The organism is Streptomyces sp. BK79 (genome assembly GCF_044142145.1).
Classification (GTDB): Bacteria; Actinomycetota; Actinomycetes; order Streptomycetales; family Streptomycetaceae; genus Streptomyces.
Map to the genome: position 1 here is coordinate 1 of NZ_JBHVOC010000038.1, position 11,901 is coordinate 11,901.

Annotated in this window: 12 protein-coding genes; 7 read left to right on the forward strand and 5 right to left on the reverse strand. The window is 72.0% G+C overall.

Annotated elements, in window-relative coordinates; translation table 11 throughout:
• On the reverse strand, nt 1-1,496 hold a 1,496-nt coding region (locus ACFIF2_RS33740), incomplete at its 3' end, for an MFS transporter (protein ID WP_395577096.1).
• A 466-nt stretch (nt 1,497-1,962) separates the two neighbouring features.
• On the opposite strand from ACFIF2_RS33740, the gene ACFIF2_RS33745 reads away from it, so the two are divergent.
• Both ACFIF2_RS33745 and ACFIF2_RS33750 read left to right on the forward strand, forming a co-directional pair.
• Nucleotides 1,963-2,640 carry a response regulator transcription factor gene (locus ACFIF2_RS33745; RefSeq protein WP_345596614.1) on the forward strand — a complete coding sequence of 226 codons (678 nt, stop codon included), beginning with the start codon at nt 1,963-1,965 and terminating at the stop codon, nt 2,638-2,640.
• A gap of 31 nt (nt 2,641-2,671) precedes the next feature.
• The gene (locus ACFIF2_RS33750) at nt 2,672-3,943 is read left to right on the forward strand and encodes an ATP-binding protein (RefSeq protein WP_395577097.1); all 1,272 of its coding nucleotides are present in this window, start codon (nt 2,672-2,674) and stop codon (nt 3,941-3,943) included.
• Between the two features lie 70 nt (nt 3,944-4,013).
• Here ACFIF2_RS33750 and ACFIF2_RS33755 read toward each other — a convergent pair whose 3' ends face one another.
• Nucleotides 4,014-4,586, reverse strand: coding sequence for a GtrA family protein (locus ACFIF2_RS33755; protein WP_395577098.1), 573 nt, complete (start codon nt 4,584-4,586; stop codon nt 4,014-4,016).
• 166 nt (nt 4,587-4,752) lie between these two features.
• On the opposite strand from ACFIF2_RS33755, the gene ACFIF2_RS33760 reads away from it, so the two are divergent.
• From ACFIF2_RS33760 to ACFIF2_RS33770, 3 genes are read left to right on the forward strand one after another with little or no spacing between them, the layout of a single operon-like run.
• Nucleotides 4,753-5,892, forward strand: a complete 1,140-nt coding sequence (locus tag ACFIF2_RS33760) for a 5-(carboxyamino)imidazole ribonucleotide synthase (RefSeq protein WP_395577099.1) — start codon at nt 4,753-4,755, stop codon at nt 5,890-5,892.
• Complete coding sequence (purE, locus tag ACFIF2_RS33765) at nt 5,889-6,431, forward strand: 5-(carboxyamino)imidazole ribonucleotide mutase (RefSeq protein ID WP_395577100.1); 543 nt, start codon at nt 5,889-5,891, stop codon at nt 6,429-6,431. Before ACFIF2_RS33760 ends, purE begins: the two co-directional genes overlap by 4 nt.
• 5 nt (nt 6,432-6,436) lie before the next feature.
• The gene (locus ACFIF2_RS33770; protein ID WP_395577101.1) at nt 6,437-7,615 is read left to right on the forward strand and encodes a dipeptidase; all 1,179 of its coding nucleotides are present in this window, start codon (nt 6,437-6,439) and stop codon (nt 7,613-7,615) included.
• Nucleotides 7,616-7,688: 73 nt separating this feature from the next.
• Here the strand turns inward: ACFIF2_RS33770 and ACFIF2_RS33775 are convergent, their stop codons facing one another.
• Entirely contained in the window at nt 7,689-8,999 is a 1,311-nt protein-coding gene (locus ACFIF2_RS33775) for a PQQ-binding-like beta-propeller repeat protein (protein WP_395577102.1), read from the reverse strand.
• A 199-nt stretch (nt 9,000-9,198) separates the two neighbouring features.
• Here ACFIF2_RS33775 and ACFIF2_RS33780 point away from each other — a divergent pair, with 199 nt between their 5' ends.
• Nucleotides 9,199-10,329, forward strand: coding sequence for a dipeptidase (locus ACFIF2_RS33780; RefSeq protein ID WP_395577103.1), 1,131 nt, complete (start codon nt 9,199-9,201; stop codon nt 10,327-10,329).
• A gap of 13 nt (nt 10,330-10,342) precedes the next feature.
• On the opposite strand, the gene ACFIF2_RS33785 is transcribed toward ACFIF2_RS33780, so the two are convergent.
• A complete protein-coding gene (locus ACFIF2_RS33785; protein WP_395577104.1) occupies nt 10,343-10,735 on the reverse strand; it encodes a VOC family protein in 393 nt (130 codons plus the stop codon).
• A 67-nt stretch (nt 10,736-10,802) separates the two neighbouring features.
• Complete coding sequence (locus ACFIF2_RS33790; protein WP_395577105.1) at nt 10,803-11,174, reverse strand: VOC family protein; 372 nt, start codon at nt 11,172-11,174, stop codon at nt 10,803-10,805.
• Nucleotides 11,175-11,446: 272 nt separating this feature from the next.
• Here ACFIF2_RS33790 and ACFIF2_RS33795 point away from each other — a divergent pair, with 272 nt between their 5' ends.
• Complete coding sequence (locus ACFIF2_RS33795) at nt 11,447-11,869, forward strand: peptidase inhibitor family I36 protein (RefSeq protein WP_395577106.1); 423 nt, start codon at nt 11,447-11,449, stop codon at nt 11,867-11,869.
• Nucleotides 11,870-11,901 lie beyond the last annotated feature (32 nt).

The following is an 11,901-nucleotide window of genomic DNA, read 5'->3' on the forward strand; positions in this document are numbered from 1 at the left end:
CAGCGGACGTCGCCCATGAGTTCCTTGACGCGCTTGCGGTACATCCAGATCGCGACACCGGCGACCACGGCGAGCGTGGCCTCCGCGGCCACGATGCCCGTCTTGTTCAGGTCGACGCCGGCGATGGAGAGCAGGCCGGTCGTGGCGTCACCGGCGGTGACGGCCAGGAACCAGACGCCCATCATCTGCGAGGCGTACTTCACCGGCGCCATCTTCGTGGTGACCGACAGGCCGACCGGGGAGAGCAGCAGCTCACCGCAGGTCTGGACGAAGTAGATCGCCACCAGCCACATCGCCGCGGCCTTGTGGCCGCCGTCCGCGATGGCCAGCGGGGCCAGGAAGAGGAAGAAGGACGTGCCGACCAGCACCAGACCGCCGGAGAACTTGACGATCGTGCTCGGCTCCTTGCCGCGGCGGGCGAGCGCCAGCCACAGCGTGGCGAAGACCGGGGCCAGGGCCATGATGATGACCGGGTTGACCGACTGGTACCAGGAGACCGGGAAGTCCCAGCCCAGGACGCTGTTGTCGGCCGAGGTGGAGGCGAAGATCGACAGGGTCGAACCGCCCTGGTCGTAGATCATCCAGAAGACGGCCGCGGCGACGAAGAACCAGATGTACGCCGACATCTTCGACTGCTCGGCGCGGTCCAGCGACCTGTCGCGCTTGATGCGGGTCAGCACCAGCACCGGGATGATCACGCCGAGCAGGGTCAGCGGGACCAGGATCCAGTTCAGGGTGTAGACGCCGGAGAAGCCGACGATCGCGTAGAAGACGACGGCGATCGCGGCCCAGAACGCGGCCTTGCGCAGCGTGGAGGTCTTCTCCTCGGCCGACAGCGGCTTGGGCACGATGCTGGAGTGCGGCGCCAGGTTGCGGCTGCCGATCAGGAACTGGATCACGCCCAGGCCCATGCCGACCGCGGCGAGCGCGAAGCCCAGGTGCCAGTTGACGTTCTCACCGATGGTGCCGATGACCAGCGGGGCCGCGAAGGCACCGAGGTTGATGCCCATGTAGAAGACGGTGAAGCCACCGTCGCGGCGCGGGTCGTCGGGGCCGTCGTAGAGCTGGCCGACCATCGTCGAGATGTTGGCCTTCAGCAGACCGGAACCGATGGCGACCAGTCCGAGACCCGCGAAGAAGGTGCCGGAGGTCGGGAGCGCCAACGTGAGGTGGCCGAGCATGATCACGCCACCGGCGACGGCGACGGTCTTGCGGGGGCCCCAGACACGGTCGCCGAACCAGCCGCCCGGCATCGTGAGCAGGTACACCAGCGAGAGGTACACCGAGTAGATGGCGGTCGCGGTGCCGGCGTTCATGCCGAGACCGCCGGGGGCCACCAGGTACAGCGGGAGCAGAGCCCTCATGCCGTAGTAGGAGAAACGCTCCCACATCTCGGTCATGAAGAGAGTGGCCAGTCCGCGGGGGTGGCCGAAGAAGGTCTTCTCGGAACCGGGGGTGCCCGGAGTGACCGAGTCCTTCGTCAGGCTGGACGCCATGGTCGATCCTTGCTGGTCGGGACGCGCTCATGGAGGCGATGCGCGCCCGGTGGGGGGGGCGGCCGGCACCGGCGGCCTTCGTCCGCCCGTCCCACGCCTGAGGGAGTCCGCTCCGGATTGCGGAGCGCTGGGCGGCGGCCACCGGGATCCACGCCTCGGCGCGCGTCACTGCACGCGGTGAGGCCCGGCCACAGGTCATTCCTTTCGAGGCCGGCCGTGGGGGCCGGCCCGCACACAAAAGAGACCCTCAGCGTCGAACTGTCGCCAAAGGGTCCCCTGGGTGCTACAGGCGCTGATTCACCATACGGCAGGACACCGCCCGGTATGGAAGGACTTGAGACGCGGATCACAGGTAATAGTGGAACCGCGAACGATCTTTCGAAGGTCCATCACAGGATGGCACCCCACAGCCGCAGGTCCGTACGCGGGGGCCCGGGCGTTGCTCCGAGCGGACTACCATCAGCTCATGACCCGTGTACTGCTCGCCGAGGACGACGCGTCCATCTCGGAGCCGCTGGCCCGCGCACTGCGCCGGGAAGGGTACGAGGTCGAGGTGCGTGAGGACGGACCCACCGCACTCGACGCGGGGCTGCAGGGCGGCATCGACCTGGTCGTGCTGGACCTGGGCCTGCCGGGCATGGACGGGCTGGAGGTCGCCCGCCGGCTGCGGTCCGAGGGCCACGCCGTGCCGATCCTCATCCTGACCGCGCGCGCCGACGAGGTCGACACCGTCGTCGGTCTGGACGCGGGCGCCGACGACTACGTCACCAAGCCCTTCCGCCTCGCCGAGCTGCTGGCCCGGGTCCGGGCCCTGCTGCGGCGCGGCTCCGTGGAGCCCCCGCAGCCTCCCGCGACGCACGGTGTGCGCATCGACGTCGAGTCGCACCGGGCCTGGATGGGCGAGGAGGAGCTGCAGCTCACCGCCAAGGAGTTCGACCTGCTGCGGGTGCTGGTGCGCGACGCCGGCCGGGTCGTCACCCGCGACCAGCTGATGCGCGAGGTCTGGGACACCACCTGGTGGTCGTCGACCAAGACCCTCGACATGCACATCTCCTGGCTGCGCAAGAAGCTGGGGGACGACGCGGCCAACCCCCGCTACATCGCCACCGTGCGCGGCGTGGGCTTCCGTTTCGAGAAGAACTGAACGCCCGCAGGGCCTGCCCAGGTAAGAGGACATGCGCCGTCGACTGATCCAGTCCACGCTCGCCGTGGTGCTCGTCGTGATCGCCGTGTTCGGCGTCTCCCTCGTGATCGTCGAGACCCGGACGATCAGCAGCAGCGCCCAGGAGCGGGTGGACCTGGAGGCGGTGCGGCTGGCCAGCATCGTGGACAGCCGGCTGCTCGGTGCCGGGTCCGTCGACGCCGCCTTCCTGCGGGAACAGGTCCGCGACGCCCGGTACGCCGAGATCCGCATCCCCGGCAAGCCGGTCATCGAGGTCGGCACCCGGCCGACCGGTGAGGTCATCCGGGGCAGGGCCACCGGCGAGGAGGGCGAGACGGTCCTCGTCGAGGAGCCGAGTTCCTCGGTGACCCGCGAGGTCGGCCGGACGCTGCTCATCATCGGCCTGGTGGCGCTGCTCGCGGTGGTCGCCGCGGTGGTGCTGGCGATCCGGCAGGCCAACCGCCTCGCCTCCCCGCTCACCGACCTCGCCGAGACCGCCGAGCGCCTCGGCTCCGGCGACCCGCGCCCGCGGCACAAGCGGTACGGCGTCCCCGAGCTGGACCGGGTCGCGGACGTGCTGGACTCCTCCGCCGAGCGCATCGCCCGGATGCTCACCGCCGAACGCCGGCTGGCCGCCGACGCCTCCCATCAGTTGCGTACGCCGCTGACCGCGCTGTCCATGCGGCTGGAGGAGATCACCCTCACCGACGAGCCGGAGACGGTGAAGGAGGAGGCGACGATCGCGTTGTCGCAGGTGGAGCGGCTGACGGACGTCGTGGACCGGCTGCTGACGAACTCCCGCGACCCGCGCAGCGGCTCCGCCGTCACCTTCGAGCTGGACGACGTCATCCAGCAGCAGATCGACGAGTGGCGCCCCGCCTACCGCAGCGAGGGCCGGGCGATCGTCAGCTCCGGGAAACGGCACCTGACCGCCGTGGGCACCCCGGGCGCGGTGGCGCAGGTGCTGGCCGCGCTGATCGAGAACTCCCTGATGCACGGGGGCGGCACGGTGGCCCTCAGGACCCGGGTGACCGGCAACCAGGCGGTGGTCGAGGTCACCGACGAGGGGGCCGGCGTTCCGGGCGACCTGGGGGCGCGGATCTTCGAGCGGGCGATCAGCGGGCGGAACTCGACGGGCATCGGCCTGGCCGTCGCCCGCGACCTGGCCGAGGCGGACGGCGGACGGCTGGAACTCCTCCAGGGCCGCCCCCCGGTCTTCGGCCTGTTCCTGTCCCGCACGCAGCCGCCGAAGTCCTCCGGCGACTCCGGGAACACGGTCCGCTAGCCGCCCTCAGCGGCGAGCGTCCCCAGCGGTGAACGCCCTCAGCGGTGAACGCCCTCAGCGGCGAACGCCCTCAGCGGTGGACCGCCGGTGTGCCGTCCGTCGTGCGTACCGCCGTCGGCTGCTCGTGCTCCAGGAAGGTCTCCGCCCGCGTCACCGGCTCCCGGGCGGGCAGCGCGCGGAAGACCCAGCTGCGGTACGACCAGAAGCGGAACAGCGTGCCCAGGCCGATGCCGAGGAACTTGAAGATGTTGCTCTGCAGCGGGCTGTCCCAGCCGAAGCCGTACGTCGCCGTGTACAGCACGCCGTTCTCGATCACCAGTCCGACCGCGCTGAACACCAGGAACAGCGACATCTCGCGGGTCCGGTGCCCCTTGTCGCGGTCCCGGTAGGTGAAGTAGCGGAAGCCCAGGTAGTTGAAGACGATCGCGACGATCGTCGCGACGATGCTGGCCCGCACCACCTGGAGGTCGGTGGTGTGCCGCACCAGGTTGAAGACCAGGAGGTTGACCAGCACCCCCGCGCCGCCCACCGCGCCGAACTTCACGACCTCGCGGACCAGCCGGTCGAGCCGCTCCCGCACCGCGCCGCGGGGCGCCGGGGGAGCGGGGGGAGCTGTCTGAGCACCCGAGGAACCATGTCCCATGGTCGTGCAGGCCCCCGTCCGTCGGTTGGCGTCAATCCGTTCATGCTAACCACCCGGACGCGCGATCTTCCTGCGGACGGACGCCGGGCGGCGGTGACGGGCGGTGCGATGGCCGGGGAAACGGCCGGTAAACAGGTGGGCTCCGCGCGGCCGATACGCTAGGGGTGTGACGTTCCCCGTAGTCGGCATGGTCGGCGGTGGCCAGCTCGCTCGTATGACACACGAGTCGGGCATCCCGCTGGGCATCAGGTTCAAGCTCCTCAGTGACACCCCTCAGGACTCCGCGGCGCAGGTCGTGAACGAAGTCGTCATCGGCGACTATCGCGATCTGGACACGCTGCGCGAGTTCGCGCGCGGCTGTGACGTGATCACCTTCGATCACGAACACGTGCCGACCGAGCACCTCAGGGCCCTGGAGGCGGACGGCATCCCCGTCCGCCCCGGCCCCGACGCGCTCGTGCACGCCCAGGACAAGGGCGTGATGCGCGCGCGACTCGACGCGATCGGCGTGCCCTGCCCGCGCCACCGGATCGTGCGCGATCCGGCCGACGTGGCCGCCTTCGCGGCGGAGGGCGACGGGTTCCCCGTGGTCCTCAAGACGGTCCGCGGCGGGTACGACGGCAAGGGGGTGTGGGTGGTCGACTCCGTCGAGGAGGCCGCCGAGCCCTTCCGCGCCGGTGTGCCCGTGCTGGCGGAGGAGAAGGTCGACTTCGTCCGCGAGCTGGCCGCCAACGTGGTGCGCTCTCCGCACGGCCAGGCGGTGGCGTACCCCGTCGTCGAGTCGCAGCAGGTCAAGGGCGTGTGCGACACGGTGATCGCGCCCGCTCCCGACCTGGACGAGGACCTGGCCCTGCGGGCCGAGGAGATGGCGCTCAGCATCGCCAAGGAACTCGGCGTCGTCGGCCACCTCGCCGTCGAGCTGTTCCAGACCCGCGACGGCCGCGTCCTCGTCAACGAGCTGGCGATGCGCCCGCACAACTCCGGCCACTGGACGATGGACGGCGCGATCACCTCGCAGTTCGCCAACCACGTCCGCGCCGTCCTCGACCTGCCGCTCGGCGACCCGCGCCCCCGCGCCCCGTGGACGGTGATGGTCAACGTCCTCGGCGGCGACTACCCGGACATGTACTCCGCGTACCTGCACTGCATGGCCCGCGACCCGCAGCTCAAGATCCACATGTACGGCAAGGACGTGAAGCCCGGCCGCAAGGTCGGCCACGTCAACACCTACGGCGACGACCTGGACGACGTGCTGGAGCGCGCCCGTCACGCTGCCGGCTACCTGAGAGGGACGATCACCGAATGAGCCAGGCCAGCCCGGTCAGTCCAGTCGTCGGCGTCGTCATGGGGTCGGACTCCGACTGGCCCGTCATGGAGGCCGCCGCCAAGGCCCTCGACGAGTTCGAGATCCCCTACGAGGTCGACGTCGTCTCCGCCCACCGCATGCCGCACGAGATGATCGCGTACGGCGAGCAGGCGGCCGGGCGTGGGCTGAAGGCGATCATCGCCGGGGCCGGGGGTGCCGCCCACCTGCCGGGCATGCTCGCCTCCGTGACGCCGCTGCCGGTCATCGGCGTGCCGGTGCCGCTGAAGTACCTGGACGGCATGGACAGCCTCCTGTCCATCGTGCAGATGCCGGCCGGTGTGCCGGTCGCCACCGTCTCCGTCGGCGGCGCCCGCAACGCCGGGCTGCTGGCCGCCCGCATCCTCGCCGCGCACGACGAGGAGCTGCTGGGCCGCATGCGCGAGTTCCAGCAGGAGCTGAACGACCAGGCCACCGAGAAGGGCAAGCGGCTGCGCAACAAGGTCGCGGGCTCGGCGGCCGGCTTCGGCTTCGGGAAGTGACGCCCGTGACCTCCCTCGACCAGGCCCGGGAACTGCTGCGCGAGTTCCCCGTCGTCGACGGCCACAACGACCTGCCCTGGGCGCTGCGCGAGCAGGTCCGCTACGACCTCGACGCCCGGGACATCGCCGCCGACCAGTCCGCCCACCTGCACACCGACCTGGCGCGGCTGCGCTCCGGCGGCGTCGGCGCGCAGTACTGGTCGGTGTACGTCCGCTCGGACCTGCCCGGCGCGGTGACGGCGACGCTGGAGCAGATCGACTGCGTACGGCGGCTCATCGACCGCCACCCCGGGGAGCTGCGGGCCGCGCTGACCGCCGCCGACATGGAGGCGGCCCGCGCCGAGGGCCGTATCGCGTCCCTCATGGGCGCCGAGGGCGGCCACTCCATCGACAACTCGCTGGCCACCCTGCGCGCCCTGTACGCGCTCGGTGTGCGCTACATGACGCTCACCCACAACGACAACGTGGCGTGGGCGGACTCGGCGACCGACGAGCCCGGCGTCGGCGGCCTGTCGGCCTTCGGCCGCGAGGTCGTGCGGGAGATGAACCGCGAGGGCATGCTGGTCGACCTCTCGCACGTGGCGGCGACGACGATGCGGGACGCGCTGGACACGTCCACCGCGCCGGTGATCTTCTCGCACTCCTCCGCGCGGGCCGTCTGCGACCACCCGCGCAACATCCCGGACGACGTGCTGGAGCGGCTGCCCGCCAACGGCGGCATGGCGATGGTGACGTTCGTGCCGAAGTTCGTGCTCCAGGCGGCCGTGGACTGGACGGCCGCCGCCGACGAGAACATGCGCGCGCACGGCTTCCACCACCTCGACACCAGCCCCGAGGCGATGAAGGTCCACCGCGCCTTCGAGGAGCGCGCCCCGCGCCCGGTCGCCACCGTGTCCACGGTCGCCGACCACCTCGACCACATGCGCGAGGCCGCCGGCGTCGACCACCTCGGCATCGGCGGCGACTACGACGGCACCGCCTTCACGCCCGACGGTCTCGACGACGTGTCCGGCTACCCGAACCTGATCGCCGAGCTGCTCGACCGCGGCTGGTCGAAGGCCGACCTGGCCAAGCTGACCTGGAAGAACGCGGTCCGGGTGCTGGGCGCGGCGGAGGACGTGGCCCGCGGTCTGCGGGCGACGCGGGGGCCGTCCCACGCCTCGCTGGAGGAGCTGGACGGCTGACCGCTACGCGTGCCGCTGGGGGTGCGGGTGCGGGTGCGGGTGCGACGGACCGTCGCACCCGCACGACGCCGGATCAGCTCGCGACCCGGTAGGCCGTCACCGCGTTGTCCTCCTCGGCGAGGCCGATGCCGACGTAGCCGTCACTGACGTAGGGCGCGATGCCCGGCCGGGTCTCCGCGTCCGCACCGGTGGTGGCGTCCACGACCACCGGGCCGTTCTCGGCGGTGGTGCCGTAGACCAGGCCCTCCCGCACCAGGGTCACCTCGGGGGCGGCGCGGGTCCCGGCCTCGTCGGGCAGCGCCCACCGCTCCTCGCCGGTCGCCGCGTCGTAGGCGGCGACCCGGTCGGCCTCCGTGCACACGGTGGTGGACCGGCCGTCGTAGGCGCAGTCGCCGCCCGCCGCCGAGTCCTCGGGGAACCGCCGCACCTCGTCGCCGGTGGCGGCGTCCAGCAGGAGCGCACCGTCGCCCTCGTCCGTCAGGTACCCGCTCGCCACCACCGTCCTCGGTCCCGCGGCGGAGAGCCGCTCGGCGGCCAGGCGGGGTTCGGACCACCGCTCCTCGCCGGTGGCCGGGTCCAGGCCCACCACCCGCCGGTCGGTGCCGTCCTCGTCCAGGCGCAGTCCCACCACGGTGTCGCCCGCCAGGACGGCGCCCTCCTGGAAGTCGCCCGGCGCCGACCACACCTTGCGGCGGCTGTCCAGGTCGACGCCGAAGAGCTGCCCGTGCCCCATGACGACCACGGTCCGGCCGCTGCGCCCGACGACCTCGCTCTGCCCCTCCTCGACCGAGTAGTGGCCCTCGGCGAGCGGGATCTCCACCCACCACGCCTTGGTCCCCCGCGCGGTGTCCGCGGCCATCAGCTCCAGCGCGTCGTGGCCCTTGGTCGTGCCCGACCCTGGCACCCGCCCGACGAGCGCGGCCAGCGCCAGCGTCCTGCCGCCGTGCTCGGTGACGACCGGTCTGCGGGCCGTGTTGCCGCCGACGAGCGGTCCGAGGTCGTCGAGCCTGGCCAGCGGCTCGCGCTGCGGCGTGATCAGGACCGGGTCGCTGGGGACGTACCCGCTGGCGATCTCCAGGCCGTCCGGCCTGGCTATGTACGCGACGCCCTCGTGCAGGGCGATGGGCAGCGGATGCTGCACCCCCGCGATGGCGACGTTGCCCTCCCCGGCCGACTCGGGAAGGGTGATGGCCCGGTCCGTCGAGAACCGCTTCGGCGCCTTCACCGCCCGCATCTCGGCGGAGGGCGTCGAGGACGGCCCGGCGCCCGCCTTCCCGCCGGACCCCGTGTCCTCGGCACCGTCACTCCCCGATCCCCCGCACCCGGAGAGTGCGAGCACCGCCACCATCGCGACGACACCGCTCGCGGCCACCCCGTGCTTCATGACTTCCCCCTTCGCCGATCACGACGGAGGTGAGGATAGCCAACCGCACGGACACCGCGAGCCGCTTCACGAGCGGCCGGCCCGGGTGCCGTACGGGTCCCGTACGGGTGCCGTACCCCCGAACGCCCCACCCACCAGGAAGCCCTTTCCGCTCCGTGCGACGGTGGCCTCAACGCACGACGACCGTACGGAGCCCGCCATGGCAGACCTCCAGGACGACCTGCACACCGGCACCGAGGCCGCCGGGCTCGCCGACCTGCCCGTGCCGCCCGCCGTGGAGGTCGTCCCGCCGGAGCCCTACGCACCCGTGTCCGACCCCGACGACGAGCCGCTCACCCGGGCCCACGCCGTCCTGTCCGCCCACCCCGTCGCCGACGGCTACAGCGGCCTGCCCCGGGCGCTCAGGCGGCTGCCCTGGTACGACCTGGAGCTGGGCGAGAGCGCCGTCGACACCGACGTGCCCCGGCTCCGCGAGGGCCACGTGGGCGCGCTGTTCTGGTCGCTGCACCTGCCCGAGTCCGTCGACGGGGACCGGGCCGTCGGCGCGACGCTGGAGGAGCTGGACCTCGTCAAGACGGTCGTCCGCGCCCACCCGGAGGGCCTGCGCCTGGCCTACGACGCCGGACAGGCCATCGACGCCCGCAACTGCGGCCGGGTCGCCGTGCTGCCCGGCCCCGCCGGCGCCGCCGCGATCGGCGACCGCCTCGGCATCCTGCGCTCCCTGCACACCCTCGGCCTGCGCGTGCTGACACTGACCGGGACCACCTGGGCGAGCGGGACGGGCCTGACCCGGTTCGGCGAGGAGGTCGTCCGGGAGATGAACCGGCTCGGCGTGATCGCCGACCTCTCCGGCGCCTCGGCCGAGACCGTCCGCCGTACCTTCGCCGTCACCAAGGCGCCCGTGCTGTGCACCCGCTCGGCGGCCCGGGCCCTGCGCCCGCACCCCGCCAACCTCCCCGACGACCTGCTGGTGGAGCTGGGCGCGGCCCAGGGCCTGTGCATGGTCCCGCTGACCGCGGAGCAGACCGGCCCGACCGTCCGGGACGTCGCCGACCACCTCGACCACGTCCGCACGGTGGCCGGCCCGCACAGCGTCGGCCTCTCCGGCACCTACGACGCGGGCACCGCGCACCCGCTGGAGCTGGGCGACGCCTCCTGCTACCCGAAGCTCATCGCCGAACTGCTGCGCCGCGGCTGGGACGAGGCGGACGTGGCCCTGCTGACGTGGGGCAACGTCCAGCGGGTGTTGCGCGGCGCGGCCTTCACCGCCCGTGCGGCCCAGGCCCGCCGCCAGCCCTCGACGGCGACCATCGCCGACCTCGACGGCTGACCCGCCCGCTCGTTCAGGAGTGCTCGATGCGGCACAGGCAGAACGGGTGCCCCGCCGGGTCGGCGTAGACCATGAAGTCCTTCTTCTCCCGGTCCTCCAGGTCCAGCGGCCGGGCGCCCAGCGCGAGCACCTTCTCGTGGGCCGCGTCCATCTCCTCCCAGGTCGCCCCGCCGTCGAAGTCGAGGTGGAACTGCTGGGCGTTGCGATCGGAGCGCGGCCACTCGGGCGGGGTGAGGCCCGGGGCCCGCTGGAAGGACAGCCGCGGCCCGCCGGGCACCTGGAGCACCACCCAGTCGGGATCCCGCTCGTCGGGTGTGCCGCCCCCGACCTCGGCGTAGAAGCGGGCCAGCCCGGCCGGCTCGGGGCAGTCGACGACGACGGAACGGAAACGTGCCACGGGTGCCATCAGGTCCTCCAGGTGGGTGGGGGCGGGCTTCGGTGGGGGGCGGCTTCGGGGTGGGCGGCGGCCGGCCTCAGCAGGCGCAGAGGCAGAACGGGTGGCCGGCCGGATCCGCGTACACCCGGAAGGAGCGCTCCCGGTCCTCCGCGTCCAGCGGCCTCGCGCCCAGCTCCAGCACGGCCTTCTCCGCCGCGTCCAGGTCCTTCACGTCGAGGTCGAGGTGGAACTGCTGCGCCCCGTCGGACCCGGGCCACTTCGGCGGAACGTGCCCGGGGGAGCCCTGGAAGGCCAGCGTCCGTCCCCCCGGCAGCGACAGCTCCACCCAGTCGTACTGGTCGTCGCTCCTGTCCTCGACGGTGCCGCCGAGCACACCGGCGTAGAAGCGGGCCAGGGCGCGGGGGTCGGGACAGTCCAGGACGACGACGCCCAGTTCGGCGACAGCCATGACTTCCTCCTTGAAGTCCGCGGTGCGTACGGACGCCTTCCGCGATCCACGTTACCTGTAGAGACGGTCCAGGGGTAACGGAAAAAGGTGGCGCGACGCGTCGACTCCCGCCGGATGGACGCCTGTTCGAACCCTCGGGTAGGTTGTGCGCGGCGTTGATCATCACGGAGAAAAGCGTGTGCGCGGGGGGCAGTTGGCCTGTGTCTCGCAGGCGTTCCGGGGATGGCGCCCACACGTGTACCGGTCCTCGGTCCTAGGCTACGGAGAGTCACATGAAGAAGTCGCGAATCGGCGCGCTGGCGATGACGGTCGCCGGCACGGCCGCCATGATGGGGGTCTCCGCGGCACCGGCCCAGGCGGGCACCGCGGGCTACAACCTGTGCGCCGAGGCCACCTCGCTGTGGTCCAACCGCCTCTGCCTCTACTACAACTCCAACCAGGAGGGCTCCTTCGCGGGGTTCACCAAGAGCGTGCCCGACCTGGCGCCGTGGATCTTCGGCCACATCGGTACGACCACCGTCGGGCAGGGCCAGCCCGTCAAGAACAACGCGGCGAGCGCCGCCAACCCGGGCAGCCCCTGCTGGCGCGTGTACTACAACAGCAACTACGCCGGTCCCAGTGACACCATCAACGGCTACAGCTACCGGCAGCTCGTCAACACGTACAACGAGAACGCCTCCGTGAAGGTCTGCTGACGGCACCACCCTCCGATCCCCGGGTGCGGCTG